The organism is Kitasatospora sp. NBC_01560 (genome assembly GCF_045208415.1).
In the GTDB taxonomy this organism is placed as follows: Bacteria; Actinomycetota; Actinomycetes; order Streptomycetales; family Streptomycetaceae; genus Kitasatospora.
Genome location: NZ_CP109364.1, coordinates 2,553,993 through 2,580,573, shown reverse-complemented (window position 1 = coordinate 2,580,573; position 26,581 = coordinate 2,553,993). Strand labels below are relative to the sequence as shown.

The window sequence follows — 26,581 nt, the reverse complement described above, 5'->3', positions numbered from 1 at the left end:
CTCAAGATGGCCGGGGTCGTGTGTCAATCCCCGCGCGGTCAATGACCGCGCGTCAATGACCGTGGGCCGATGGCTCGTTCGGCGGACAGTCGGTGAACATCCGTCGATTCGCCGGACCGGGCACCACTCCGTGCGCCATAACGGAGGGGCTCCCGCCCCGTGCGACCGGGCGGAGCCCACCGGACCGGCCGAAGGACCTCACCGATGCCCCTGAAGAACTACGGCGTGCTCGCCGCCACCGCCGTCGACCGGCGCCGTGAAGGCGCCACCGACACCCCGCACTACCAGATCCACCTGCGCGACGCGCAGGGCACCCACTACCGGGCGGCGGTCAACGTCCAGTCCCAGCAGGCTCCTTCGGAGCTCCTCTACGTCGTGGCCGACGACTTCCGGCACCCGGTCACCGCGCTGCTGCCCGCCGCCGGCAGCGGCTGGACCAGCCTGCCCTCGAAGGCCGGCACGGCGAGCCTGGACTTCGTCCGAGGCAACCTCTTCGACCCCGCCGCCCTGCGGATCCTGCCGCCCGACCTGCCCGGCGCGGACAACGACCTCGCCGACCTGCTCGACCACTACGTGCAGCGTGCGATCAACGACCCGGGCGCCGCCGTCTACCTGATCGGCCAGCGCTTCGGGCCCGAGCCGACCGTCCCGGACAAGGTCTTCGGCTTCAAGCCCGGCAACGGCGTCCACGACATCCACATGAACCAGGGCAACAGTGGCCGGTTCCGCGCCGACGACGGCGTGTACCAGGACGGCGGCCTGCTGATCCACCTGGCCGCCGAGGACCGCTGGGTCGCGGTCTTCCTCGCCTTCCAGTCGCAGGCCTGGCACACCGACGACGCGACCGGGCACACCCTCCCGGGCACCCCGCCGCGCCCGACCGACCCGACCGTGCCGACGGTGCCGACCGACCCGACCGTGCCGACCGGTCACGACGGCGCGCTGCGCATCGTCGCCGCCCTGGTCAACCCGGCCGGCCCGGCGCCCGAGGACGAGACCGTCACGGTGCTCAACACCTCCGCCGCACCGATCGACCTGACCGGCTGGCAGCTCGCCGACCGCTCCAAGCACCGGCTCGCCCTGCCCGCGGGGCCGCTGGCCGCCGGCGCCGCGCTCACCGTGCACGGGGGCGGCGGGTTCGAACTCGGCAACCACGGCGGGGCGATCACCCTGCTCGACCCCGCCGGCCTCAAGGTCCACGGCGTCGCCTACACCGAACGCCAGGCCGCGGCCGAAGGCCGGACGATCACCTTCTGACCCCCGGGACTGCCGCCCCGCCCCGCCGCCCTGCCCCGGCGGCGGGGCGCGCTCCGTCGTCCGGTCCAGTGCGTCCCTCGTCCGGGTGAGCCGGGATTCCCCGGGCCCCGGCCGGGGCAGTCTCGCCCCGTGACCACCTCCACGCCCCGCCGCCGTCGGCGTCGTCGCCCGGCCGTTCCGAACCGCCCGGCGGTGCCGGCCCAGGCCGCCGCCCGCGCCCAGGCTCCGACCCCGACCGGGCCGCCCGTCCAGACGGCCCGCCGGCCCGGGGCCCGCCCCCCGAGCTGCTGCGACGTCTCCACCACGGAGCGCTGCTCCCTCGGCGGCACCATCATCCGTACCTACCGCCACCACGTCACCTGCCCCGTCTGGACGGCCCGCTGACGCGGCGGCGGTCCGCAGGCCGTCTCCGCGGAGCCTGTCGAGCGCGCCCTGCTTCCGGGCGAAAATCAAGGGCCTGCACCCCGACCTGCCCGGCATGATGGGGCTTCTCATCCCCTCGGGCACGGAAAGCAGGCGGGCATGTCGGACGCGGACGAGCCGATCCACGAGCACCTGGTCGAACTGGCCGCCCTGCCGGCAGGCGGCCGTGCCGTCGATCTCGGCTGCGGAGCCGGCCCCACCCTCGCCGCGTTCGCACGGGTGGACCCGAAGAGCACTCTGGTCGGGCTCGACCGCTCCGAACAGGCCCTGCGGGAGGCCGCCCGACTCCTCGCCGGGCACGACGGCGAGGTCGTCCTCGCCCTGGCGGACCTGCGGGAGCGGCTCCCGCTCCCGCAGGCCCGGGCGGACGCGGTGGTCTCCTACAACGTCCTGGAGTGCGTGCCGGAGCCCGAACGGCTGGTGTCCGAGGCGGCCCGGCTCCTCCGCCCGGGCGGGCGCGCGGTGTTCGCCCACGTCGACTTCGACTCGGTCATGCTGGCCGGTGCGGACCAGACGCTCGACCGGCGGATCTGCCACGCCTTCGCGGACGACCAGCAATCGTGGATGGATCACGTGGACGGCCGGATCGGCCGCAAACTCCCGGGCCTGGTCCACACGTCGGACCTGGTACTCGACGAGGTCGTCCCCAGGGTCGCCTCCTCACGAGAGCTGACCGGCCTCGCCGCCCGCCGCGTCGAGTCCATCCGCACGACGGTCGCCCAGGCCTGCCGCCGGGGCTCGACCGACCTCACCGAGTCCGACGTCGACCAGTGGTACGCCGCCCTCCAGCACGCCGCCGCGACCGGCCGCTTCTTCTTCGCCGAGACAACCGTGACCGTCGCCGCCCACCGCCCCTGAACCCGGTCGGGCCCCGCCGGCCCCTCATGTGCCGCGCCGCCGGCTGGGGCCGGCCGGGGTTGCCTCGCAGGCTGGGGCGGGGTGGATCTGCGGACCTCGGCCCGACGTTCCCGGAGCTCCGCCGGGGAACGCAGAATGCGGGCCAGGATTTCTCCTGACCCGCATCTGGTCGCCTGCTCTCGCAAGCGGTTGGTGTCCGAGGGGGGACTTGAACCCCCACGCCCGATAAAGGGCACTAGCACCTCAAGCTAGCGCGTCTGCCATTCCGCCACCCGGACCGGGTGTTGTCTTCGCGGCCGTCTCGGTCGCGCTGACAGATGTAACTGTAGCAAAGATCGGCTTGCGCTCCCAAAACGGCTCCGGGCCGGGGTGCGGGGGTGGTGACAGCGGCAAGGGGTGGCCTGTGGCCGGGGTGTGACCAGGGGGTTTCCTGCGGTTGCGGCCGGGGTGCGCGGGGTGGATCCGGTCGGAGGGCTGGGGGAGGATGGGCGGACGTGCTCGTACGGCCCGGGTGCAGGTCCTGGGAGTGGCGCGACGGCGTGCCGGTGCGGGGCAGAGACGAGGAGTGACCGTGAGCGAGCGGAGCGAGTCGGCGGGGCGGGCGGCGGCGAAGGTGACGGCCGAGTCGGAGGTCGCCGAGATCTGTCGCGATCTGATCCGGATCGACACCAGCAACTACGGCGACGGCTCCGGCCCGGGGGAGCGGAAGGCCGCCGAGTACGTGGCGGAGCAACTCGCGGAGTTCGGCCTCGAACCGCAGATCATCGAGTCGGCCAAGGGGCGGGCCTCCACCGTGGTGCGGATCGAGGGCGAGGACCGGTCACGGCCGGGCCTGCTGATCCACGGGCACACCGACGTGGTGCCGGCCAACGCCGCGGACTGGACGTACGACCCGTTCGCCGGCGAGATCGCGGACGGCTGCGTCTGGGGGCGCGGCGCGGTCGACATGAAGGACATGGACGCGATGACGCTGGCCGTCGTCCGCGACCGGCTGCGGACCGGGCGCAAGCCCCCGCGTGACCTGGTGCTGGCCTTCCTTGCCGACGAGGAGGCGGGTGGCACCTACGGGGCGCGGTACCTGGTGGACAAGCACCCGGACCTGTTCGAGGGGGTGACCGAGGCCATCGGCGAGGTGGGCGGCTTCTCGTTCACCGTCAACGACAAGGCCCGGCTGTACCTGGTGGAGACGGCCGAGAAGGGCATGCACTGGATGCGGCTCACGGTCGACGGCCGGGCCGGGCACGGGTCGATGGAGAACGACGACAACGCGATCACCGAGCTCTGCGAGGCGGTGGCGCGGCTGGGGCGGCACAAGTTCCCGCTGCGGATCACCAAGACCGTCCGGGCCTTCCTGGACGAGCTGTCCGACGCGCTCGGCGTCGAACTCGACCCGGAGAACATGGACGAGACGCTCCGGGTGCTGGGCGGCATCGCCAAGATGATCGGCACCACGCTGCGCAACACCGCCCAGCCGACCATGCTCGGCGCCGGCTACAAGGTGAACGTGATCCCGGGGCAGGCCTCGGCGCACGTGGACGGGCGGTTCCTGCCCGGCTACGAGGAGGAGTTCCTGGCCGAGCTGGACAGCGTGCTCGGCCCGCGCGTGAAGCGGGAGAGCCTGCACTCGGACAAGGCGATCGAGACGAGCTTCGACGGGGCGCTGGTCGAGGCGATGCAGACCGCGCTGCGCGCCGAGGACCCGATCGCCCGTGCCGTGCCGTACTGCCTCTCGGGGGGGACGGACGCCAAGTCGTTCCAGGACCTCGGCATCCGCTGCTTCGGGTTCGCGCCGCTGCAGCTGCCGCCGGAGCTGGACTTCGCGGGGATGTTCCACGGGGTGGACGAGCGGGTGCCGGTGGACGGGCTGAAGTTCGGCGCGCGGGTGCTGGACAGGTTCATCGACCTCAGCTGACCGGCGGTCGTCCGGCGGCCGTCCGACGGTCCGCCGGTGGCGGGCGCGGCCCGTTCCCGAAGTCTCGGGGACGGGCCGTCCGCATTGTCGGAGCTAATGATTTGGGCGGGCGGAAAAGTGATCGACAGAAACGTTTTTCCTTGGCGTTTCGTGTCGAGCATGCGTGCGACTCATCACCGTTGCGGGTGAATAGGTGCAGAGCTCCGTACCCCGTTTGCCACACCCTCGTTCATCCCTGTGCAGCCCGCCGAACGGGTTGCGTTGTCCATACAGGAGGAATGATGAAGGTCAAGAAGATCGCCGCCGTGACCGCCGCCACCAGCGGGCTGGTGCTCGCCGCCGCCGGTGTCGCGTCCGCCCACGGCGGTGCCGCCGCGGACGGTGTGGCGGCCGGCTCCCCGGGCGTGGTTTCGGGCAACCAGATCCAGATCCCGGTGCACATCCCCGTGAACCTCTGCGGCAACACCGTCAGCGTGATCGGCGTGCTGAACCCGGCCTTCGGCAACCACTGCGCCAACTTCTGAGCGCGTGGTTGACCGCGTGACCGCCTGACCGGCGGATCACCGGGTCGACTCACTTGGCCCCCGGGTGGCGGACGCGCCGCACCGGGGGCGCTTCGCTGTCCGGGGCCGGACCGGGGCCGGGGTCGGGTCGCGGCAGGGGGCAGGAAAAGGGGTGGGGGAAGGGGCGGGGAAAAGGGGGCGGGAGGGGCGTGCGGAGTGGGCCGGGGGCGGCCGGAATGCGGTGATGTGGCGGTCCGGGAGATCCACTCACTCGATCGAGTGAAGTGGGTTCGTTCGGCTCAACCTCGCCGCTTGCGCCTCGTTGTGCCCTGTGCACTCGAAGACCTCGCCAGTTATTCGGAAAGTCCGACTTTCTGTAGGTCATCACGTCGTCTCGATACGTCAGGGGAAAATATGAGGAATGTAGCCAAGAAGGGGCTCCTCACGGCCGTGGCCACCGGCAGTGTCCTGGCCTCGACCGCCGGCTACGCCTACGCGGGCGCCGACGCACAGGGCGGTGCGGCCGGTTCGCCGGGCGTGGCCTCGGGGAACTCGGTGCAGGTGCCGGTCGAGGTCCCGATCAACGCCTGCGGCAACACCGTGGACGTCGTCGGCGTGCTGAACCCGGCGTACGGCAACCACTGCGCCAACGTCGCCGGGCACCCCGGCGGCAGCGGCCACAGCGGCCACAGCGCTGCGGGGTCGTCCGCCGCCGGTACGGCGGCCGGATCGCCCGGCGTGGCCGCCGGCAACAGCGTCCAGGTGCCCGTTCACGCGCCGGTCAACGCCTGCGGCAACTCGGTCGACGTCGTCGGCGTCGGCAACCCGGCCTTCGGGAACGGCTGCGGCAACGAGAGCTCCCCGGCGCCCGTCCCGCCGAGCAAGCCGGACGACGACTGCCCCGAGGACCACACCCCGCACAACCCGCCCCCGCCCGGCCAGCCGTCCACGCCGCCCTCGCAGACCCCGGGCAGTGGTGAGACCACGCCGGGCATCCCCAGGACGGGCACCCCGACCGCCACCCCCGGCACGCCCTCGACGGGCACCGCCACCACGCCGGCCGGCGGCAGCGCGACCGGCCAGGCCGTTCCGGCCTCGGCCCGTACCGCGAGCCCCCACGCCACGGCTCCGGCGGCCGCGGACAGCCAGCTGGCCTCGACCGGTGCGGGCGGGACGGAGCTGCTGGGTGCGGCCGGTCTGGCGCTGCTGCTCGGCGGCGGCGTCCTCTACCGCCGGGCGCGCGCCGGCGCGCGCTGAGCCCCAGAAGCCGCCCGCGGTCGTCGGCCTGGCCGGCGACCGCGGGCACGCGAACAGCCCGCAGGGCGGAGCAGTAGGCCGGTGGCCGGGCGTCACGGGGTGCCGGGCCGGTACGGCGGCTGCCCTGCCGTACGCGCGGCCGCCCTACCGCGTGGCGGCCGTCACCAGCTCCGGACCTGCCGGATGATTCGTCGCCGCAGCAGGACCGTCCGGCTGCCGTCGGGGAACAGACGGAGTCTGTCCAGCTCCCAGTGCCCGTACTCGGCGTGTTCGGTGAGCAGTTGGCGTGCCGCGTTGCGCGAGGTGCCGCGCGGCATGCGCAGCGACTGGTACTCGTACTCCGGCTGCCGGACCGGCTTGGCTGGGGTCAAAACGCTCCTCCTGAGGACAGCTCCGGGCAAGCCTACGGCCTGCCTACGACAACGGGCCCGGGTATTTTCGGCCGCACTCCCGGCAGGCCCTCGACCCGCGTTCCTGCCCGGAGGCCACCCGCGCCCCCGCTCGCACACCGCCGCCGCCGGCCGGGGTGCCCCGTAGGGCGCCCGCGGCCTGCTCCTGACAGTGCATCAGTTCTGTTTCTCCTCCTGACGGAATACCCCGGTCACGCCCCCGCAAGCGGCACCCGGACGGCCCAGCCGTGCCGGTCCGGAGCCCTGTGCGCGGGGCGTACGCGGGGACAGAACCACGCGGATCGGACATCGGGGGGGAAGTTGCGGTGAAATCGCGGGTGTAGGTGACAACCGCTGTGCGTACCGGCACCGCGGGGAGATAGCGTCTGCACCATGTCTGATGCCGCGCAGCCCACCATTGCCGAGGTACGCGCCGCCGCCGAGGCGGTCAAGGCCGCCATCGACCGTCATCTGGAAGCGGTGTCGAGCCCCAACGCAGCGGACGATCCCGCTGTGTCCGCCGCCTACGAGCAGCTCGCGACGGCGGCCATCGCGTACGACCAACTCCTCTACGAGGTCTACGACGAGGTCACCCCCTTCGAGGTGCCCGGGGACGAAGGCCCCGGCGGGTACCACGGCCCCGAGCAGCCCGAGGCGATCAGCGTGCTGATCCGCCGCGACTACCACGTCGCGGACCCGAAGCGGCTGCGCTCGCAGGCCGAGCGGCTGGACGAATCGCTGACCCCCGGCGGGGGCGGCACGGGCGGGCTGAACGCCGCGATCGGCGTGCTGTTCGGCGAGTACGAGCCGGACGAGATCGCGGCCCGCAGCGAGGAGTTCGGCCTGGAGGAGGCCGACTCGACGCTCTGGGTCGCGGCGGCCGAGCCGACCGAGCCGGGGGAGTGGCTGCCGGAGCCGTTCGAGCACGCCGACCCGCAGCTGCTGATCTGCCGGTTCGACGTCAGCGAGGTCTACGACGAGGACCCGGAGGACTGAGACCTGCCCGGCGTGGCTGCGGACGGGACGGCTCTCCCGCCCGCAGCCCCCGCCCCGGGCGGCGGCATGGGTGCTGCGGGCGGCGCGGAACCGCTTCGGCGAGCGCATGATTTCGGACGTTCCTCCCACGGGCGGTACGCCGTGGTGCGGGGCGGTGCGGTACGGGCGGGGCGCGTACGGGTGCGCGGGGCTCGGAGCCGGCGGAGCGCGCCGTCGACGGGCGGGCGGGCGGGTGACCGGACCGCCCGACCCGACCTGGCCGGCTACCCGCGCGCACCCGCCCGGGGCTTCAGGAAGCGCTGCCGAAGTCCACGTTCTCGGTCTCGACGGTGCCGGCCGTCCGCCCGGGCGCCTTCTGGCCGGACCAGTAGAAGTTGGTGTGCGCGATGACCTGCTCCGGGCCGGGCGCCCCGAAGGCGGAGAGGTCCACGGTGGTGTGGCCGTCGCTCACCAGCAGGGCGTCGTAGCCCCTGGCCAGCGCGCCGTGCAGCGTCGAGCGGACGCAGAAGTCGGTCTGGGCGCCGCTGACGACGAGGCGGCCGACCGCCAGGGCCGCCAGTTCGGCCGCCAGGGTGGTGTCCTCGAACGAGTCGCGGAAGCGCTTGTCGACGATGGGCTCGCCGTCTGCCGGGACGAGCTCGGGGACGATCTGCCAGGTGTCACTGCCCGGGACGAGCTCCTCGTCGGCGTGCCGGACCCAGACCACCGGGACGTCCTCCCGCCGGGCCTTCTCGACCAGGCTGCCGATGTTGGCGACGACCGCGTCGCGCTCGAACGCGTTCTCGACCACGCCGTTCTGTACATCGATCACCAGGAAGGCGCTGTTCGGACGGTTGTCGAGCGTGGTCATGATCTTCCCTTGTTCGCGACGGGCCCTGCCACCCCGCACGCTAGACCCATCGACCGACAGCGCGGCCCCCGGCCCTCGGACGCCGCCCGGGCCGGCCGCCCGCCGGAGCGGGCGGCCGGGAGGCACGGGGCAGGTCCGACGGCCGGGGGCCGGGCGGTGCGGTCAGTACGCCTGGGCGGCGTTCTCGGCCAGGATCGCGCGCAGGCGGGTGGTGCGGGGGCGGGCCGGACGCTCGGTGACGGCCTGGGGGAGGGCCGGCCCCGCGGAGTGGACCACCGAGAGGTGCCGCTCGCCGCGGCCGAACGCGGTGTAGACCCACTGGCGGGTGAGCACCGGGCCCGCGTCCTCGGGGACGACCACGACGGCGCCCGGCCAGCGGTGGCCGGCCGCCTGGTGGACGGTCAGCGCCCAGCCGTGCCGCAGCCGGCCCGCCTCGGCGGGCGGGACGGTGCGGCGCGCGCCGTCCGGGTACTCCAGGTGCAGGCCGGTGGCGTCGCCGTCGGTCACCCGGGCGATGCGGGTGATGCCGGGAGCGGGGGATTCGACCACCCGGTCGCCCGGGTCGAAGCCGGCGAACCGGCCCGGGCCGGGGTTCAGCCGGGCCTTGGCGGCGGCGTTCAGTGCCCGGGTGCCGCCCGGCCCGCCGTGGCCGGGGGTGAGCAGCACCACCTGCTCGGCGGGGATGCCGAGGGCGCGCGGGATGGAGTCGGTGAGCAGCTGGACGGCGCGGTGGACGGCCTCGGCGCCGTCCTTGGCCGCCAGGATGACCACCTCCTTGTCGGGGGCCTCGACGGGCTGGAGCTCGCCGATGCCGACGCCCGAGACCAGCTCGCCGATCGGACCGAAGTCGGGGGTGCGGGAGGCCACCGTCGGGCAGGCCTTGGCGGCCAGCAGGTCGGCGAAGAACCGGCCGGGGCCGGCCGACCAGAGCTGGCCCGGGTCGCCGCTGAGCACCAGCCGGGTGCCGTCGGCGAGCGACTCCAGCAGGGTGGCGGCCAGTTCGACGTCCAGCAGCGGGGCGTCCAGCACCACCAGGACGTCCAGGGCGAGGGTGCCGTCGGCGGAACGGCCCGGGCCGGCCGTCCCCGCCAGCAGGCCGGCGACGGTGGCGACGGGCAGCGGGCCGTCGGCGAGGGCCGCGAGGCTCTCCCCGCCCTGGTCGGTCCAGGTGGCGGCCCAGGCACGGAGGCCGAGGCCGGCGGCGGCGCGTACCAGTGCGGCCGGCTCGGCCCGGGCGGCCTCGCCGCCGGTGTGGGTGACCAGGGCGCTCTCGGCGGCGGCCCGGATCAGCGCGGTCGCCGAGGAGGACGGGGCGGCCGCGGCGGCCGCCTCCCAGGCGGCCGGGCCGGGGTCGGCGGGCGCGTCGGCCTCGGCCGGGGCGCCTTCGGTGGGGGCGCCCTCGGTGGGCGTGCCCTCGACCGCGTCCTCGCCCGCGTCGTCCGAGCTCTCGCCGGTGGCGTCGTCGGCGCTCTCGTCGGTGCCCTCGTTGTCGCTCTCGTCGAGGCCCTCGACCGGGTCCTCGCCGGGCGCGAAGGTGGACATCAGCCGGACGAGACCGTCCGCGAGGCTCTCCTCCGCCAGGGCCAGCCGCTCCAGCGCGAGCACCGTCCGGGTCGGCGGCTCGTCGTCCTCGCCGCCGGCCGCGTGCGCCTCGGGGCCGGTCAGCTCCTCCTGGAACGGCATCGCCCGGCCGTCGACCACGGCCGCCTGGAGCGCCGCGGCGGCGTCCGGCAGGCCGAGCCGGTCGAGCCCGGCGGTCACCTCGGTGATCTCCACGGCGGAGTCGCCGCGCAGCGCGGCCTGCTCCAGGAGCCACGGCACCAGCGCCCGGGCGCGGCGCTGGTCGCCGGGCCCGGCCTCGGGGCCGAGGAGTCCGCGGGCGAAACCGTCGGCGTGCTCGGGCCGGACGCCCGGCAGGGTCAGGACGGCCCACGGGTCGGCGCGCAGTTCTTCGGCGGCGCCGTCGCCGAACGCGGCCACGGCGGCGGTGGCGAGGTCGGTGGGCGCGCCGCCGGCGGCCAGCACCTCGGCGGTGTCCTTGAGCGCCTGGAGCCGCTGCTCGTCCGTCCCGGGGGCGGTGCGGGGCGGCCGGCCGGCCGGCGGGGCTGCGGCCGGCGCCGCGGCACCGGCCGCGGAGGTGCCGCCCGGGGCGGTACCGGGGCCGTCGGCGGCCGTACCTGGGCCGGCGGCGGCAGGCTCCCGGTCGGCGGGGGCCGCGGGCGGGGACGGGGCGGGCCTCGGCGTCGGGCCGGTCGACTGCAGGCCGACCAGCCGGATCCGCTCGGCGATCGCCGCTACGGCGGCCGCCTTGTCCGCGGCACTGCTGCCGGCGGGGGCGTCGGGACCGTCGGTCCGCCCGGTGCCGGCGGTAGCGCCGACCGTGGTGCCGGACGCGGTGCCGGTGGCCGCCTCGGTCGTGTCGCCGCCGCCGCCCGGGGCCGCCGCGGTCTCCTCCGGAGCGCCGTTCTCCGTGTCACTCATCGTTCGCTCCACACAAGGTCACTCCACTGCTGGGCGCCGGCCCGCACCGGGGGCGGGGCAGCGGGCCGCGGGCGGCCGCCCCGCCGCGGAGAGCGCGGTCGGCATGGTCGGGACGGCGCGGCCGCGCGAAGCGGCGGCACCGGTCGGGTCGGTCGGGTCCTGTCGAGTCCGGTCCGTGGGCCGGCCGGGCAGGTCACGTCGTCACCCATCAGGTCAGGTCGGCCCCGGCCCGGTCAAGCCGGGCCCGTCGAGGTCCGCCCGGGCCGGGTCGTGCGGGGGCGGACCGCCCCCGGCCGGCCGGACCGGAACCGCCCCGGACCACCCGGCGGCGCGGGCCTACAACTCGCTCCACCCCTGGTCCGGGTAGCGGTGCACCGGCGACGAGATGTCGTCGAGCGCACCGCGGATCTCACTCGGAAGGGTAAGTGCCTCCACTGACAGCGACGCCTGCAGCTGCGCCAGGGTGCGTGCCCCGACCAGTGCGCTCGCCACGCCCGGGCGGTCCCGGACCCAGGCGAGGGCCACCGCGAGCGGGCTGCTGGCCAGGCCGTCGGCGGCGGTGGCGACGGCGTCCACGATCCGCCGCGAGCGCTCCCCCAGGTAGGGCTGGACGAAGCCGGAGAGGTACGGGGAGGCGCCGCGCGAGTCCTGCGGGACGGCGTGCCGGTACTTGCCGGTGAGCACGCCGCGCCCGAGCGGGGAGGCGGCGAGCAGCCCGACCCCGGCGTCCTGGGCCGCGGGCACGGCCTCGCGTTCGATGCCGCGCTGGAGCAGCGAGTACTCCAGCTGTGCGCCGGCCAGCGGCACCCGGCCGTGGTGGGCGTGCTGCCAGGTGGCGGCGCGGGCGAGCTGCCAGCCGCTGAAGTCGCAGACCCCGACGTACCGGGCGCGCCCGGAGGTGACGGCGATGTCCAGCGCGCTCAGTGTCTCCTCGACCGGCGTGGCCGGGTCGAAGGCGTGCACCTGCCAGAGGTCGACGTAGTCGGTGCCGAGCCGGCGCAGCGAGGCGTCGAGGGCGGCGAGCAGGTGGCCGCGCGAGCCGTCGAAGCGGCGGGCGGACTCCGGGACGCTGCCGGCCTTGGTGGCGATGACGAGGTCGGAGCGCGGGATCAGGCTGTCGGTGAGCCGGGAGATCAGGTACTCGGCGCCGCCGTCCCCGTAGACGTCGGCGGTGTCGACGAGGTTGCCGCCGGCGTCGACGAACTCCTTGAGCTGCTCGGCGGCTTCGTGCTCGTCGGTGTCGCGGCCCCAGGTCATGGTGCCGAGGCCGAGCCGGGAGACCTCCAGCCCGGTACGGCCGAGGTGACGCTTTTCCATCGGACGGGCCCTCCACTGGCCGGGTGGGCGGGCACCGGCCTGGCCGGCCCGCCTGGCAAACGCGCAGGTGGGGAGAGGCGTCCCCACGTCGGCTGAGCGTAGCGGCCGGTGCCCGGGCCGGGGTGGCGACCCGCAGGACGATCGGGGCGGTGCGGGCGGGACGCCGCGGCCCGGCCGGCCGGCGGGCGCGCGGGAGCCGCCGCGGCACCGCCGGGGGCGGCCGCAGCGGTCCAGCAATGCCGCGGCGGCAGCGCCGGAGTGCCGCCGCGGCACCGCCGGAACACCGCCGCGGCGCTGCGGGAACGGGGCCCCGGATGTGTTCCGGCCCGCACCTACCGGCCAGTAGCATGACCGCGGAGCGCGCGGCCACCCCCTCGCGCACCCTCGCGAACAACCCGACGGGAAGGCTTGGCAGATGCGACTCGGTATCAACCTCGGTTACTGGGGACTCGGCATGGACGCCGACAACATCGCCGTCGCCCAGGAGGCGGACCGGCTGGGCTACTCGGTCTGCTGGGCCGCCGAGGCCTACGGCTCGGACGCGGCGACCGTGCTGTCGTTCGTCGCCGCCCGGACGGAGCGGATCGACGTCGGCTCGGCCATCTTCCAGATCCCGGCCCGGACCCCGGCGATGACGGCGATGACGGCGGCCACCCTGGACACCCTCTCCGGCGGCCGGTTCCGGCTCGGCCTCGGCGTCTCCGGGCCGCAGGTCTCCGAGGGCTGGTACGGCGTGAAGTTCGACAAGCCGCTGGCCCGCACGCGGGAGTACGTGGAGATCATCCGCAAGGCGATGTCCCGCGAGCGGCTGGTCCACGAGGGCGCCAACTGGACGCTGCCGCTGCCCGGCGGCCCGGGCAAGCCGATCAAGCTCACCGTCCATCCCGTGCGCGAGCACATCCCGCTGTACATCGCCGCGATCGGCCCGAAGAACCTGGAGCAGACCGGCGAGATCGCCGACGGCTGGCTGGGCATCTTCTTCTCGCCCGAGCACGCCGCGCTCTCGCTCGACCCGCTGAAGGCCGGGCGGGCCACGACCGGGCAGACCCTGGACGGCTTCGACCTCTGCCCGACCGTCACCATCGCGGTCGGCGAGGACGTCAAGGCCGGTGTCGACGCGCAGCGTTCCTACGCGGCGCTCTACATCGGCGGCATGGGCAGCAAGGAGAAGAACTTCTACAACCAGCTCGCCCGGCGGATGGGCTACGAGCAGGCGGCGGACGAGGTCCAGGAGAAGTACCTGGCCAAGGACTACGCGGGTGCCGCGGCCGCCGTCCCGCACGACCTGATCGACGCCACCTCGCTGGTCGGCGACACCGCGCGGATCGCCGACCGGATGCAGGCGTACGCCGACGCGGGCGTCACCACGCTCACCCTGGCCCCCGGCGGAATCGACTATTCGCTGGAAGGCAGGATCAACGCTCTCCGTGTGGGTGTGGAGGCGCTGGAACTGGCCGGGCTCGCCTAACGGCGTCGCTCACCCGCTGATCGCCGAGGCTCGCCAGCTCCGCGCCGAAGCGGGCCGCCTGATAGCACGCGTCCGCCTCCCCGGCGACGAGCCCCCGGCGGGCCGTTCCAACGCCGCCCGCAGCCTTGCCGCGCACCGCTGGGGCAACCGCATCTGACCGCCCGAGCGCACTGGCCCCGGCTGCCCAACGAACTGGGCAGCCGGGGCCTTTCGTGCGTTCTGGGCCGCTCCATCATGATCCTTAGTCCAACACGGGAATATTTCTGTCCTGTCATAGACACGTGTCGAAGGGTTCTCTAGCGTCATTGCCGGGCGGTCCAAGCGGGGCCGCAGTTCCAGGGGGTCGAGGTGGACGACAGGTCGGGTCTCACGCGGCTGACCAATACGGGCAACGGCAGCGGCTCGGGGGAGTGCAACCAGAACGACTGCCCCAACGTGTACCGCACCGAGCGAGGGACCTTCGTGGTTCAGGGGAATGTGTCCAACGCCTTCACGCCGCCCAACGGCGAAGGGCTCGTCGAGATCCCCGAGAGCGTGCTTCGGGAGGCCGTCCGTGCGCTTGGATGGTGATGCTTGGCAGGCCAGGTTCCGGGATTTCAAGACGGAGGCATGGCGCCTGGAAACTCTTCCGGCCTACAACGTGCCGCAGGAGATCGAGGAGCTGCGAGCGTTCCGGGCGGGCGAGCGAATCGACCCGCGTGCGCACTCCAACGATTACACGGACGACCTCAAGCGGGTGTGCCGAGAGGGGAAGTCCAAGGGGCGCGTTCATATTGTCACACGACCGCTCTCCGAGTACTTGCGCTACGAGTTCATGTACTACCTGCCGCATGCCTGGGCGGGGGAAGACATTCGGATCATGGACGTCACGGATCGCCCTAACCCGCTGGCCGGCGTTTCGGACTACTGGATGTTCGACAAAAGGGAGGTGGTGCTGATGAACTACCTGCCCGACGGAACGCAGATCGACCGCACCGTGTTCGAGGGCGATATGAGCCCCTTCGTCGAGTATCAGCGGATTGCAATCGCTGAATCGGTGCCTTTTGAGGAGTACGTGAAGGGCATTGGCGCTTGATCCACAAGAGCTAGGTCAATCGAATTCAGATCTGGCGGCAATCCTTCAAGAGCTTCGCAAGCGAGCTGGACTCTCCGGGGTCCGGCTCGCTCGGCGTGTCAACATGTCGCAGTCCAAAATTTCCAAGATCGAGACCGGCAAGGTCACGCCGTCGCTGGTTGACGTCGAACTGATCCTGCGGGCGTTGGATGCGCCACCCGATCTCATCGCCCATGTCACGGCGCTTGCCCGCATCGCCAACACGGAGTGGCAGGATGCGAGGGCCCTGCGCAGGAAGGGGCTCGAAAAGAAGCAAGTCGAGTTGGCGACGCTTGAACGTACCACCGGCGAGTTTCGATACTTTCTGCCAACCATGATCACCGGTCTTCTTGCGACTCCTGAGTACATCCGGGCCAGTCTCGCCCCGTTCCCCGGAGATCACTCGAAGGCTATTGCCAAAAAACTTGAACGGCAGGCCGTCCTCTACGAGCCGGCTAAGCGCTTCGACTTCATTCTGACTGAACAGGCTTGCCGCTGGCCTCTTGTTCCCGCGCAGGCCATGGCGATGCAGATTGACCGGTTGGTCTCTGTGTCCCGGTTGCCCAATGTGCGCCTCGGGATTATCCCGATGGCTGGTCACATGCCGTGGGCGCCATTGAACGTATTCACCGTCTACGACGAGGCTCTAGCAACTGTCGAGGTCTCCACGGGCGCGCTTGTGTTCCGTGACCCCCGAGACATTCAGGGGTACCTGGACGAGTTCCGGACCTTCGAGGGCTATTCGCTGTGGGGTGAGGATGCTCGGGTCAAGCTGGCGGAGTGGGCCGACCACTATCGAGGGACATCTCAAGATCTTTAGTCGATAGCGGGAATATCGTTGAGTCCCTATCTGGAATTCCCCTAGCCTGGCATCTCATTCCACGAAGCCGAGCGAAAAGGAGCCAGGTGTGTCCGTTGCCGTGAGGTCCGCCGGTTCGCACCGGAGTAGGGAGAAGGCCAGTCCGCAGGCGATGGCCGCGTTGAGGGAGCAGTACCGGGCAGCGAACCCGACCGGTCGTGCGTTGACCTACCCGCTCGACCCGGAGTGCCCGTGCCCGAGGTGCACGGAGTTGAGGTTGGGCCGCAATGCCGCCGCTTGAACTGGTGGCGGCGCCCGGAGAGCCGAAGCCGGGCATGGTCATGCGCTATGAGGTGGTGGCGGCGGGCTCCCATGTCCTGCGGGATGTGCTCCTGGGCGAGTTCTGCACCCTCCCGGACCTCTCCGGCAAGCCCGTGTTGCTCGCCTTCCCCGACGCCTACCACGCGCGTCTGTGGCTGATGACGGCCGACACCCGTAAGCAGTACGCGGTGAACGCCACCCGCATCCGCGCCGAGCGGGGCAAGAAGCCGTTGCAGGAGCACGCCGGATGGCTGCGGTTCGACCTCTATGCCCCCGCGCCGGCCGACCCGTCCAACGCCTCGGGCGGGGCCGATCCGGTGGCTGCCGAGGTGGCCCGACAGGCAACCCTGCATTCGGATCGCCTGCGGTACCGGCATCAGCACTGACGCACCCCAATTGGTCTGATCATCACGGGATTTGGTGTCCCGGGGGTGGGGTGCGGGATCGTGGGCCGACCGCGCGAGCGGCGCGCGGGAGAGGCCACCAATGAAGGGGCGAACCCATGAAGAAGATCGCTGCGAAGCTCTGGCGGATCATCCGGGGCCCGATGCAGTGGCGCGTTCTGTGGCTGTGGCACGCGAAGTTCATGGTCGGGGTCACGGGCATCGCTCGCGACGACGAAGGCCGGGTGTTGCTCCTCAAACACCGGATGTGGCCGGAGGGTCGGCAGTGGGGGCTACCGACCGGCTACGCGAACAAGGGCGAGAGCTTCGAAGAGACGATCATCCGTGAGGTCAAGGAGGAGACCGGACTCACGGTGAAGGTGTGCGAGCTGGCGCACCTGAAGAGCGGATACAAGCTGCGCGTCGAAGTCGCCTACGAGGCGCTGTACGTCAGCGGACGGATCAAGGTCGCTTCGTTCGAGATCTTGGAGGCCCGATGGTTCTCACCGGACAAGCTCCCCGAGGGAGTGCAGGAGTCGCACCGACAGCTGATCAGCCGTCAGCGCTTCTGACCCTCGGTCGCTCGCTCACCCCCTCGTGCTTGGGGCCGAACGAGCACCTGGCCGGAGACGTGGCCGGGCGCGCCGAGCTGGCGCACCTGCTGGCCGCGCGCCGGGCGACGGCCGCCCTGGACCAGGCGCACCCGCACGTGACGTTCTCGCTGCTGCACTGGGTGCTGGACACCTGGGCGGACGAGTCGGCGCGGGAGGTGTTCCGGCAGGGGGCGGCGCTCCTGGCCGACCGCTACCGGGAGCTGGGATTGAACCAGCTCCTGCCGATCGATCGGGTGTGGGTCGGGGTGCGCTCGACGCAGCCCGACGCGTTCGGCGGGTTCCATCACCCGAACCAGGGCTACCGGCACGAGCAGATGGCCTCCGTGATCACGAGGTACGGGCGGCTGAGCGACCCCCGGCTGACCTCGCCCGAACTGGTGGCGCTGGACCTGCTCCGGTCCTACGCGCATGACTGCCTCCACTGGGGGTCGTTCCGGGAGTACCGGTTCCAGGACGGGCACGTGGTCCGGAGCCGGTACGGGATCAACCGGCGTGACCCGCAGGGGCGCACCTACTCGGCGCGGGACCAGGAGGACGCCGTCTCGACTCGGAATCTCGGGATCGTGATGGAGGGGGCGACCGATCGGGAGGCCCGGACGATCGCCGCCACGGTGGCCGATCGGCTCGACCTGGCCGAGCGGATCGCACTGCCCGATCGGCTGGCCTTCCGTGACACCACCGGCCGCCTGGAGCCTTCCGACTTCGACCAGGCGGAGCCCGGCATCGCGACCCGCTTCCACCTGGCGATGGCCGGATACGAACACGGGGTCGGGGCGCGGTATCAGCGCTTCCTGACCGAAACGGGCGGGGCCGACTCGGACACTCTGCACGGCCTGATAGTGGCCGCGACGATCGGCGGGGACCTGTCCGGCCTGACCGGGTGGCTCGACCAGCGGCACGGTTCCCGGGCATTCCCGCGCATCTTCCGCTCATCGGCCTACACCGGGCCGGACCCCGGCCAGTAGCCGCCCCTGGGCTGCCCGTCCGTGCGCCGTTCCCCCGTGGCGCACGGGCGGGCGTACGGTCGGAGTCCGGCCGCAACGAGGGCGCTGTCCTTCCAGGTGATAAACGAATCCGGCCCCGGCCGGCTTCACGCTGGACGAGCGGATCCAGGCACTGCGGACCGGTGTCGAGGCCCTGGAGCGCGCCGGACTGGCCTGACCCCGACGTGCCCCGCGGCCCGCCGCGCGGCTCCCGCCCGTCCACCCGGTACGAACCCGGGCGGACGGGCGGGCGGCCGGACTCGGGGCGAACAGACGGAAGCGCGACGCCCCTGCGCGGCTACAGCCAGTCGTGCCGCTTGAACACCCGGTGCAGACCCAGGCAGACCACCACCATCAGTCCCACCGCCGCCGGATACCCCCAGGGTTGGTGCAGCTCGGGCATGTGGTCGAAGTTCATGCCGTACACGCCCGCGATCATGGTCGGCACCGCGGCCAGGGCCGCCCAGGCGGAGATCTTCCGCATGTCGTTGTTCTGCTGCACGCTGACCTGCGCCAGGTTGGCGCTGAGGATGTCCGAGAGCAGCCGGTCCATGCCCTCCACCTGGTCGTTGGCCCGGGCCAGGTGGTCGGCGACGTCGCGCAGGTACGGCACCGCCTCGGCGCGGACGAACGGCACGCCACCGTGCTCCAGGCGCATCATCGGGTCCAGCAGCGGTGCGGTGGCACGGCGGACGGTCACCAGCTGGCGCTTGTAGCCGTAGATCCGGCCGGCGGTGTCGCGGCCGGGGCGGCCGGGGGCGAACACGTCCGCCTCCAGTTCGTCGAGGTCCGCCTGGAGCGCCACGACCACGTCCACGTAGCCGTCCACCACCAGGTCGCAGACCGAGTGCAGGACGGCGCTCGGCCCGTACTTCAGCACCTCGGGCCGGCCCTCCAGCTCCTTCCGGAGCCCGCCGAGCGGGCCGTCCTCGCCGTGCCGGACCGTCATCACGAAGTCCTCGCCGACGAAGACCATCACCTCGCCGCCGGTCACCGTGTGGCCGCCGGGGTGGTAGCCGAGGGTCTTGAGCGCCACGAACAGGGAGCCCTCGTAGGCCTCCACCTTCGGGCGCTGGTGCGCGCCGACGGCGTCCTCGACCGCCAGCGGGTGGAGCCCGAACTCCTCGCTGACCTGGTCCAGTTCCTCGGCGCTCGGCTCGAACAGGCCTATCCAGACGAAACTGCCCCGGCCGGCGGCCCGCGCGGCGGCGAGGGCACCGGCGTGGTCCTGGTGGCCCTCGACCCGGTGGCCGTCGCGGTAGATGGCGCAGTGGACGATCATGCGGGCCATTGTCGCCCCTGGGCGACCCTGCCGGTGGCACATCGGCGCTCCACACCGACCCTTCACACGGCCTCCCGGTCCGCCGGAACGGCCCCGCCCCCCGCCTCTCCCGGCGCGCAGCTCCGTTCCGCCGTCGGGCCCGCCCCGCCCGGCCTCCTGCCCGGGCCCCGCCGGTGAGGCCGTAGGCTAGGCCCATGCCCACCCTGTTGCTCGTCCGCCACGGCCGCTCCACCGCGAACACCGCCGGAATCCTGGCCGGTTGGACACCCGGAGTGGACCTCGACGACGCCGGGCGCGCGCAGGCCGCCGCGCTGGCGGGCCGGCTGGCCGGGGTCCCGCTGGTGCAAGCCGTCAGCAGCCCGCTGGAGCGCTGCCGGCAGACCCTGGAGCCGCTGCTCGCCGTCCGGCCCGAGCTCGGCACACCCGCCCAGGACGAGCGGCTCGGCGAGTGCCACTACGGCGAGTGGACCGGCCGGCCGCTGGCCGAGCTGGCCAAGGAGCCGCTCTGGCGGACCGTCCAGGACCACGCGGCGGCGGCCGCGTTCCCCGGCGGCGAGTCCCTGCGTGAGCTGAGCCACCGCACGGTCAGTGCGGTTCGCGAGTGGAACGGCAAGATCGCCGCCGAGCACGGCGAGGACGCGGTCTGGATCGCGTGCTCGCACGGCGACGTGATCAAGGCGGTGGTGGCCGACGCGCTCGGCCTGCACCTCGACCACTTCCAGCGGATCAGCGTCGAGCCGTGCTCGGTGACGGCGATCCGCTACACCCCGCAGCGGCCGTTCGTCCTGAGGATGGGCGACACCGGCGACCTCTCCTCGCTCGCCCCGAGGCCGCACGCCGGCCGGGGCGGCGACGGCGGCGGCCAGGACGGCACCCCCGCCGGCGACGCGGTGGTGGGCGGAGCCACCGGCGCGGTCTGACCGTGCCGGACGCCGCCGGAGCCGGGTTCGGCTCCCCCGGCCGGGCCGGGAGGTCGTAGGGTTGCTGACGAGCCCCACCCGACCGAGCCCCGACCACCCGACTGCGACCACCCGACTGCCCGTCCCACCGCCCGTCCCACCGGGCACCCCGGGCACCCCGGCCGGCCGACCGGCCCCCACGACCGACCCCTACCACGATCGACACGATCCGGAGCGAGAGCGTGCCCCGTCAGGTCTTCTTCTACGACCAGCCCGAACGGTTCGTGGCCGGCACCGTCGGCCAGCCCGGCGCCCGGGCGTTCTACCTGCAGGCCAGCGCCCGGGGGCGGATCACCAGCGTGCTCCTGGAGAAGACCCAGGTCGCCGCGCTCGCCGAGCGGATCGAGGAGGTGCTGGACGAGGCGCTGCGGCGCAGCGGCGGCGACACCTCGATCCCCGCGAGCGCGCCGGTCGACCTGCTCGACACCGCGCCGCTGGACCTGCCGCTGGAGCAGGAGTTCCGGGTCGGCACGATGGCGCTGGCGTGGGACAGCATCGACAGCTGTCTGGTCGTCGAGGCGCAGGCGGTGATCGAGGACGAGGAGGACGAGGACGCCGCCGAGGCCGTCTTCGAGGACGACGAGAACGGCCCGGACATGCTGCGGGTGCGGCTCACCGGTGCGATGGCCCGGGTCTTCGCCAAGCGGGCGCTGGATCTCGTCGCGGCCGGCCGCAAGCCCTGCCCGTTCTGCAACCTGCCGCTCGACCCGGAGGGCCACCTGTGCCCGCGCGCGAACGGTTACCGGCGCTGAACACCGAGACTCCTCCGCAGGCGGACCCGGTGGCCGGTGCCGCCCTGGCCGCCGACCCGCCCACCGCGTTGCACCTGCTGCGCGAGGGCGCGCTGACCGTCCACGGCCGGCTCACCGACGCCTCCAACGCCGCGCTGTACTGCAGCATCACGCTGGACGGCCGGACGGCGCAGGCCGTCTACAAGCCGGTGGCCGGCGAGCGCCCGCTCTGGGACTTCCCGGACGGCACGCTGGCGGGCCGCGAGGTGGCCGCGTACGAGCTGGCCGCCGCCACCGGCTGGGCGCCGGTCCCGCCCACCGTGCTGCGGGACGGCCCGCACGGGCCCGGCATGGTGCAGCTCTGGGTCGAGCCCGACCCCGACGCCGCTCCGCTGCTCGCGCTGCAGGACCCGCAGGGGCCGGAGGAGGGCTGGCTGCCGATCGTGCACGCGGAGGTCGGTGAGGGGCGCACCGCGCTGCTCGTCCACCCGGACGACCCGAGGCTGCGCCGGCTGGCGGTGCTGGACGCCGTGCTCAACAACGCCGACCGCAAGGGCGGCCACCTGATCCCGGCCGCGGACGGCCGGATCTACGGCATCGACCACGGCGTGACGTTCAACGCCGAGGGCAAGCTGCGCACCCTGCTCTGGGGCTGGGCCGGGCAGCCGCTGCCGGACGAGGCGCTGGAGGTGCTGGCCGCGCTGGCCGGGCAGTTGGACGGCGCGCTCGGCGAGCGGCTGGCGCCGCACCTGACGGCGGCCGAACTCGCCGCCCTGCGGGCGCGGGTGGACGGGTTGCGGGCGACGGGCCTGCACCCGCTGCCGTCCGAGGACTGGCCGTCGATCCCGTGGCCGCCGATCTGACCGCGGCGGCCCGCGCAGCCTGACCGGGGCTCCCGGCGACCCCGCCCACGGACCCCGGCGTCCCGGAACCCCACGGACCCCGGCCGCCCCCGGTGGCTCACGGGCCCCAGGGGCCACCCGTGGGCGGCATTGGTCTGGACCGGTGCCGCGGCCCGGCCGCAGACTGCTCCGATGGACGAGCGACGGACCACCCCCCAACTGGACCTGCCGCTGCATCGCTTACAGGTCCCGCGGCCGCACCTGCTGCCGTTCGCGATCGGCAGCTTCGACACCATCGGCCCGCTCTCCCGCGCGGGCTTCCCCCACCGGCACGCCTTCTTCGAGATCGTCTACGTCACCGGCGGCGCCGGTGCACACGTCGTGGACCTGGTCCACCGGCCGATCCGGCCACCGCAGTTGTGCGTGGTCGCGCCGGGCCAGGTGCACTACTGGACGGAGCCGGAAGGCCTCACCGGCCAGGTCGTGCTCTTCAACGAGGACTTCCTGCTCGGCCACCCCCAGGACCTCGCCGCGCTGCGCACCCTGGCCGCCCGTCCGGTGCTGCCGCTCGGCGACCGGGCCCGGGCGGTGGGCGCGCTGCTGGCCGACATGGAGCACGAGTACGAGGTCAGACCGGCCGGCTATCCGGGCGTGCTGCGGGCCAGTCTGCACATCCTGATCGTCCGCGCGCTGCGCGCCCGGGCCCCCGGTGAGACCGGTGCGGCGCCCGGCCGGCGGACCGAACTGGCCTCCGCGTTCACCCGGTTGATCGCGGACCCGGGCGGGGTCCAGCTCTCGGTGGCCTCCTGCGCCCAGGAGTTGGGCGTCTCGACCGGGCACCTGCAGACCCTGGTCAAGCAGGCCACCGGCCGCACGCCCGGCCGGCTGATCCGCCAGCAGCAGACCCTGGAGGCCAAACGGCTGCTGGCCGGCACGAGTCTGACGATCCGCCAGGTCTCCCGGGAGGCCGGTTTCGGTGATCCGGCGTACTTCTGCCGCTTCTTCCGCCGGGAGACCGGGATGACTCCGGGGCAGTTCCGGGCGGGGGTCGGAGGAAATCACCATGATCCCCGGATCACGTCCATCGCGGCGGCCCCGGGCGGCCCGTAGGTTGACTGCTGGCCACCGGCGGCCCGCCCGGAGCGACCGGTCGGGTGGCCGGTTCGGCCCTTGTCATGCCCCCACCATGGCAAGGGCCTTGCCACCCCCCACACGTACCCGCACACCGAAGGAGTCGGCGCATGCCCGCGTCCGAAGAGCCCACCGGGCCGGAGGGCCTGATCGACCGCCGGATCAGCCGCAAGTCCGTCCTGAAGGCCGCCGCCGTGCTCGGCACCGTCCCGCTGCTGGTCGGCGGCGGGGTCGCCCTGGCCCGCGACCGCGTCGGCACCGGTGAGACCCCCGGCCTCACCCCTGCCTGCCACGACGGCGACGAGCCCACCGTCGAGCAGACCGAGGGCCCCTACTTCAAGCCCAACTCCCCGCTGCGCACGTCACTGATCACCGACAGCACCCCCGGTACCCGGCTCACCGTGAGCGGGTACGTGTTCGGCCGGGCCTGCCTGCCGATCTCCGGCGTACTGCTGGACTTCTGGCAGGCGGACGTGAACGGCGCCTACGACAACTCCGGCTTCACCTTCCGCGGCCACCAGTTCACCAATGCCCAGGGCGCGTTCACCCTGACCACGATCGTGCCCGGCCTCTACCCGGGCCGCACCCGGCACATCCACGTCAAGCTCCAGGCGCCCGGCCGGCCGGTGCTCACCACCCAGCTGTACTTCCCCGGCGAGCCGCGCAACAGCACGGACACCATCTACGACGCACGGCTGCTGATGAACGTGCGCCAGGTCGGTTCGGCCAAGGAGGGCACCTACGACTTCGTCCTGAACGTGCCGCAGACCCCCACCCCGAGCGGCAGCCCGACCCCGACCCCGACCGCGACGCCCACCGGGACCCCGACCGGCCAGCCCGGCGGCACCTGGGCGGCCGGCACGGCCTACACCGCGGGCGACCGCGTCACCTACGCCGGCGCCTCCTACCAGTGCCTCCAGGGGCACACCGCCATCACCGGCTGGGAGCCGCCGAACGTGCCGGCCCTCTGGCGGCGGTTGTAGCGGCTCCGGCCGCCTCCCCGGAGAGGCCGGGCGCCCGGTCGGCGGCAGGGCCGGCCGGGCGCTCACCCCTGCCCGCGCGCGGCGTCCGGCCCCGCCGGGACCGGTCGGGCACCGGTCACTATCAGTCGGGAAGCGCTCAGGCAACGAAAGCAGACGAATCCAGTCGATCTTGCGTACTGGTTAGGCTTTCAAATGTTCGCCCGGTTAAAGTCATTCCCATGCATGCCTGGCCCGCCTCCGAGGTTCCCGCCCTGCCTGGTCAGGGGCTCCCCCTCCGTATCCACGACACCGCAGCGGGCAGCGTCCGGGAGGTCGTGCCGCAGGACGGCACCGCCCGGATCTACGTCTGCGGCATTACTCCCTACGACGCGACCCACATGGGCCACGCCGCCACCTACAACGCGTTCGACCTGGTGCAGCGAGTGTGGAAGGACGCCGGCCACGACGTCCTGTACGTGCAGAACGTCACCGACGTGGACGACCCGCTGCTGGAGCGGGCCGTCGCCACCGGGCAGGACTGGACGGAGCTGGCCGAGCGCGAGACCGCGCTGTTCCGCGAGGACATGACCGCCCTGCGGATGCTCCCGCCGGCCCATTACGTCGGTGCCGTCGAGTCGATCCCGTGGATCGTCCCGCTGGTCCAGAAGCTCCTGGCCGACGGCGCCGCCTACGACCTGGACGGCGACATCTACTTCTCCGTCGAGTCCGACCCGCGCTTCGGCGAGGTCTCCGGCCTCACCCGCGAGGCCATGCACCCGGTCTTCGCCGAGCGCGGCGGCGACCCGGACCGCCCGGGCAAGCGCCACCCGCTCGACGCCCTGCTCTGGCTCGCCGCCCGTCCGGGCGAGCCCGCCTGGGACACCGAGCTGGGCCACGGCCGCCCCGGCTGGCACATCGAGTGCGTCGCGATCGCCCTGCAGTACCTGGGCATGTCCTTCGACATCCAGGGCGGCGGCAGCGACCTCTCCTTCCCGCACCACGAGATGGGCGCCGCCCACGCCCAGGTGGCGACCGGTACCCACCCCTACGCCCAGGCGTACGTGCACGCCGGCATGGTCGCGCTGGACGGGCACAAGATGTCCAAGTCCCGCGGCAACCTGGTCTTCGTCTCGGCGCTGCGCCGCGAGGGCGTCGACCCGGCGGCGATCCGGCTCGCCCTGCTCTCGCACCACTACCGCGAGGACTGGGAGTGGACCAAGGCCACCCTGGACGAGGCCCTGGAGCGCCTCGCCCGGTGGCGCGCCGCGGTCTCCCGCCCGGACGGCCCGTCGGCCGAGGGCCTGCTCGCCGAGGTCCGCGAAGCGCTCGCGAACGACCTCGACGCGCCCGCCGCGCTGGCCGCCGTCGACCGCTGGGCGGACCGGCAGACCACCGGGGGCGGCACCGACATCGGCGCGCCCGGCCTGGTCTCGCGCACCGTCGACGCCCTGCTCGGCGTCGCGCTCTAGAGCGCCCGGCGGGCCCGCGGGCCCGCCCGTACGGAGAGGGGGCACCAGGACGGTTCGTCCTGGTGCCCCCTCTCCGTACGACCCGCGACGGAGGTCACTCCTCCTCGGAGCCGTCCTGGCTCTCCCGCGCGGCCGGCGGCTCGGGCTCGCTGGGCCGCTCCGCCGTGGCGTGCCCGGCGACCGGCTTCTCGCCGCCCGGCCCGACGTTCTCCCGGCGGCGCAGGTAGCGCTCGAACTCGCGGGCGATCGCGTCGCCCGAGGCCTCCGGCAGCTCGGCGGTGTCCTGGGCCTCCTCCAGCTGCTGCACGTACTCGGAGACCTCGCTGTCCTCGGCGGCCAGCTGGTCCACGCCGAGCTGCCAGGCCCGGGCGTCCTCGCCCAGCTCGCCCGGCGGGATGCGCAGGTCGAGCAGGTCCTCCAGCTTGTTGACCAGCGCGAGCGTGGCCTTGGGGTTCGGCGGCTGCGCGACGTAGTGCGGCACCGCCGCCCAGAGCGTCACGGCCGGCACCCCGGCGTGCGTGCAGGCCTCCTGCAGCACGCCGACGATCCCGGTCGGGCCCTCGTAGCGGCTCTCCTCCAGGTCCAGCCGCTGGGCCAGCTCGGGGTCGGAGGTGACCCCGCTGACCGGTACCGGGCGGCTGTGCGGGGTGTCGCCGAGCAGCGCGCCCAGGATCACCACCAGCTCGACGCCCAGCTCGTGCGCGAAGCCCAGCAGCTCGTTGCAGAACGAGCGCCAGCGCATGCTGGGCTCGATCCCGCGGACCAGGACGAGGTCCCGCGTCGCCGGCTCGGTCACCCGGACCACCGAGAGCCGGGTGGTCGGCCAGGTGATCCGGCGGACGCCGCCGTCCAGCCAGACCGTGGGCCGGTTGACCTGGAAGTCGTAGTAGTCCTCCGCGTCCAGGGCGGCGAACACCTTGCCGCCCCAGGTCTCGTCCAGATGCGCGAGGGCAGCCGAGGCGGCGTCGCCCGCGTCGTTCCAGCCCTCGAAGGCGCAGACCATCACCGGGTCGATCAACTCGGGAACATCTTCCAGCTCGATCACCCAGCGTCTCCCTCCGGTCGGCGGGCGGCCGCACCCCGTCCCGGCTGGATTGCCGGGGCGCCGGCGGTCCGGCTGCCGACTGTCGAACCTCTCGTCACCCATGGAACGCCTCGCCCCATGGTCCCTACCTGCCCAGCCTACGGGCTTTGAAGCACCCCGCGGCCGGGCACCGGGACAGTCTGGGGGAGCGGGCCGCCGCGATCCAGCGGTTATCCGGACGGCGCCCGCCGGCCCCGTCCGCCGCGGTGCCGCAGGC

General features: G+C 73.2%; 26 protein-coding genes and 1 tRNA gene. 20 read left to right on the top strand and 7 right to left on the bottom strand.

From position 1 onward, the window contains the following. Positions 1-204: 204 nt before the first annotated feature. The 3 genes from OH807_RS10845 to OH807_RS10835 all read left to right on the top strand — a co-directional run bounded on the left by OH807_RS10845 (position 205) and on the right by OH807_RS10835 (position 2,538). Positions 205-1,257 (top strand): DUF2278 family protein, encoded by a 1,053-nt coding sequence (locus OH807_RS10845; protein ID WP_406196909.1) that lies wholly within the window; start codon positions 205-207, stop codon positions 1,255-1,257. 129 nt (positions 1,258-1,386) lie between these two features. Next, entirely contained in the window at positions 1,387-1,641 is a 255-nt protein-coding gene (locus OH807_RS10840) for a hypothetical protein (RefSeq protein ID WP_406196907.1), read from the top strand. A gap of 138 nt (positions 1,642-1,779) precedes the next feature. Next, the gene (locus OH807_RS10835) at positions 1,780-2,538 is read left to right on the top strand and encodes a methyltransferase domain-containing protein (protein ID WP_406196905.1); all 759 of its coding nucleotides are present in this window, start codon (positions 1,780-1,782) and stop codon (positions 2,536-2,538) included. 190 nt (positions 2,539-2,728) lie between these two features. Here the strand turns inward: OH807_RS10835 and OH807_RS10830 are convergent. Then, positions 2,729-2,816 (bottom strand) — tRNA-Leu (locus tag OH807_RS10830). A 293-nt stretch (positions 2,817-3,109) separates the two neighbouring features. On the opposite strand from OH807_RS10830, the gene OH807_RS10825 reads away from it, so the two are divergent. The 3 genes from OH807_RS10825 to OH807_RS10815 all read left to right on the top strand — a co-directional run bounded on the left by OH807_RS10825 (position 3,110) and on the right by OH807_RS10815 (position 6,210). Continuing rightward, positions 3,110-4,450 (top strand): M20/M25/M40 family metallo-hydrolase, encoded by a 1,341-nt coding sequence (locus OH807_RS10825; RefSeq protein WP_406196903.1) that lies wholly within the window; start codon positions 3,110-3,112, stop codon positions 4,448-4,450. Positions 4,451-4,728: 278 nt separating this feature from the next. Further along, positions 4,729-4,974 carry a chaplin gene (locus tag OH807_RS10820; RefSeq protein WP_406196900.1) on the top strand — a complete coding sequence of 82 codons (246 nt, stop codon included), beginning with the start codon at positions 4,729-4,731 and terminating at the stop codon, positions 4,972-4,974. A gap of 393 nt (positions 4,975-5,367) precedes the next feature. Next, the gene (locus tag OH807_RS10815) at positions 5,368-6,210 is read left to right on the top strand and encodes a chaplin (RefSeq protein ID WP_406196898.1); all 843 of its coding nucleotides are present in this window, start codon (positions 5,368-5,370) and stop codon (positions 6,208-6,210) included. A 161-nt stretch (positions 6,211-6,371) separates the two neighbouring features. On the opposite strand, the gene OH807_RS10810 is transcribed toward OH807_RS10815, so the two are convergent. Next, positions 6,372-6,581: a DUF5703 family protein gene (locus OH807_RS10810; RefSeq protein WP_380578867.1), complete on the bottom strand. Its 210-nt coding sequence runs from the start codon at positions 6,579-6,581 to the stop codon at positions 6,372-6,374. 411 nt (positions 6,582-6,992) lie between these two features. Here OH807_RS10810 and OH807_RS10805 point away from each other — a divergent pair, with 411 nt between their 5' ends. Beyond that, positions 6,993-7,595: a hypothetical protein gene (locus OH807_RS10805; RefSeq protein WP_406196895.1), complete on the top strand. Its 603-nt coding sequence runs from the start codon at positions 6,993-6,995 to the stop codon at positions 7,593-7,595. A gap of 289 nt (positions 7,596-7,884) precedes the next feature. On the opposite strand, the gene OH807_RS10800 is transcribed toward OH807_RS10805, so the two are convergent. The 3 genes from OH807_RS10800 to OH807_RS10790 form a co-directional block, all read right to left on the bottom strand. Beyond that, entirely contained in the window at positions 7,885-8,445 is a 561-nt protein-coding gene (locus OH807_RS10800) for an isochorismatase family protein (RefSeq protein WP_406196892.1), read from the bottom strand. Positions 8,446-8,607: 162 nt separating this feature from the next. After that, positions 8,608-10,926, bottom strand: coding sequence for an ATP-binding domain-containing protein (locus OH807_RS10795; RefSeq protein WP_406196889.1), 2,319 nt, complete (start codon positions 10,924-10,926; stop codon positions 8,608-8,610). A gap of 336 nt (positions 10,927-11,262) precedes the next feature. Beyond that, a complete protein-coding gene (locus tag OH807_RS10790; RefSeq protein WP_406196886.1) occupies positions 11,263-12,243 on the bottom strand; it encodes an aldo/keto reductase in 981 nt (326 codons plus the stop codon). 415 nt (positions 12,244-12,658) lie between these two features. Between OH807_RS10790 and OH807_RS10785 the strand changes: the two genes are divergently transcribed. From OH807_RS10785 to OH807_RS10755, 7 genes are all read left to right on the top strand, one after another. Continuing rightward, on the top strand, positions 12,659-13,711 hold the full coding sequence (locus tag OH807_RS10785) for an LLM class F420-dependent oxidoreductase (protein ID WP_406196883.1): 1,053 nt from the start codon (positions 12,659-12,661) through the stop codon (positions 13,709-13,711). 348 nt (positions 13,712-14,059) lie between these two features. Continuing rightward, positions 14,060-14,281 (top strand): hypothetical protein, encoded by a 222-nt coding sequence (locus tag OH807_RS10780; RefSeq protein ID WP_406196880.1) that lies wholly within the window; start codon positions 14,060-14,062, stop codon positions 14,279-14,281. Beyond that, complete coding sequence (locus OH807_RS10775; RefSeq protein ID WP_406196878.1) at positions 14,265-14,786, top strand: DUF6879 family protein; 522 nt, start codon at positions 14,265-14,267, stop codon at positions 14,784-14,786. The genes OH807_RS10780 and OH807_RS10775 overlap by 17 nt, the downstream gene beginning before the upstream one ends. Beyond that, positions 14,776-15,624, top strand: coding sequence for a Scr1 family TA system antitoxin-like transcriptional regulator (locus tag OH807_RS10770; protein WP_406196876.1), 849 nt, complete (start codon positions 14,776-14,778; stop codon positions 15,622-15,624). Before OH807_RS10775 ends, OH807_RS10770 begins: the two co-directional genes overlap by 11 nt. 266 nt (positions 15,625-15,890) lie before the next feature. Further along, positions 15,891-16,310, top strand: coding sequence for a hypothetical protein (locus OH807_RS10765; RefSeq protein ID WP_406196874.1), 420 nt, complete (start codon positions 15,891-15,893; stop codon positions 16,308-16,310). 116 nt (positions 16,311-16,426) lie between these two features. Further along, positions 16,427-16,879: an NUDIX domain-containing protein gene (locus OH807_RS10760; protein ID WP_406196872.1), complete on the top strand. Its 453-nt coding sequence runs from the start codon at positions 16,427-16,429 to the stop codon at positions 16,877-16,879. Between the two features lie 29 nt (positions 16,880-16,908). Continuing rightward, a complete protein-coding gene (locus tag OH807_RS10755) occupies positions 16,909-17,886 on the top strand; it encodes a hypothetical protein (protein ID WP_406196870.1) in 978 nt (325 codons plus the stop codon). A gap of 316 nt (positions 17,887-18,202) precedes the next feature. On the opposite strand, the gene OH807_RS10750 is transcribed toward OH807_RS10755, so the two are convergent. After that, positions 18,203-19,195: a magnesium and cobalt transport protein CorA gene (locus OH807_RS10750; RefSeq protein WP_406196868.1), complete on the bottom strand. Its 993-nt coding sequence runs from the start codon at positions 19,193-19,195 to the stop codon at positions 18,203-18,205. A 185-nt stretch (positions 19,196-19,380) separates the two neighbouring features. On the opposite strand from OH807_RS10750, the gene OH807_RS10745 reads away from it, so the two are divergent. The 6 genes from OH807_RS10745 (at position 19,381) to mshC (ending at position 25,280) form a co-directional block, all read left to right on the top strand. Then, positions 19,381-20,106 (top strand): MSMEG_4193 family putative phosphomutase, encoded by a 726-nt coding sequence (locus OH807_RS10745; RefSeq protein ID WP_406196866.1) that lies wholly within the window; start codon positions 19,381-19,383, stop codon positions 20,104-20,106. Positions 20,107-20,327: 221 nt separating this feature from the next. Further along, a complete protein-coding gene (locus tag OH807_RS10740; protein ID WP_406196864.1) occupies positions 20,328-20,897 on the top strand; it encodes a DUF3090 domain-containing protein in 570 nt (189 codons plus the stop codon). Positions 20,898-20,941: 44 nt separating this feature from the next. Further along, positions 20,942-21,739 (top strand): SCO1664 family protein, encoded by a 798-nt coding sequence (locus tag OH807_RS10735; protein ID WP_406210883.1) that lies wholly within the window; start codon positions 20,942-20,944, stop codon positions 21,737-21,739. A gap of 171 nt (positions 21,740-21,910) precedes the next feature. Continuing rightward, positions 21,911-22,828, top strand: coding sequence for an AraC family transcriptional regulator (locus tag OH807_RS10730; RefSeq protein WP_406196861.1), 918 nt, complete (start codon positions 21,911-21,913; stop codon positions 22,826-22,828). Positions 22,829-22,959: 131 nt separating this feature from the next. Further along, positions 22,960-23,832, top strand: a complete 873-nt coding sequence (locus tag OH807_RS10725; protein WP_406196858.1) for a carbohydrate-binding protein — start codon at positions 22,960-22,962, stop codon at positions 23,830-23,832. Positions 23,833-24,050: 218 nt separating this feature from the next. Beyond that, positions 24,051-25,280, top strand: coding sequence for a cysteine--1-D-myo-inosityl 2-amino-2-deoxy-alpha-D-glucopyranoside ligase (gene mshC / locus OH807_RS10720; protein WP_406196856.1), 1,230 nt, complete (start codon positions 24,051-24,053; stop codon positions 25,278-25,280). A gap of 94 nt (positions 25,281-25,374) precedes the next feature. Here mshC and OH807_RS10715 read toward each other — a convergent pair whose 3' ends face one another. Continuing rightward, the gene (locus OH807_RS10715; protein WP_406196853.1) at positions 25,375-26,325 is read right to left on the bottom strand and encodes a PAC2 family protein; all 951 of its coding nucleotides are present in this window, start codon (positions 26,323-26,325) and stop codon (positions 25,375-25,377) included. Positions 26,326-26,581 lie beyond the last annotated feature (256 nt).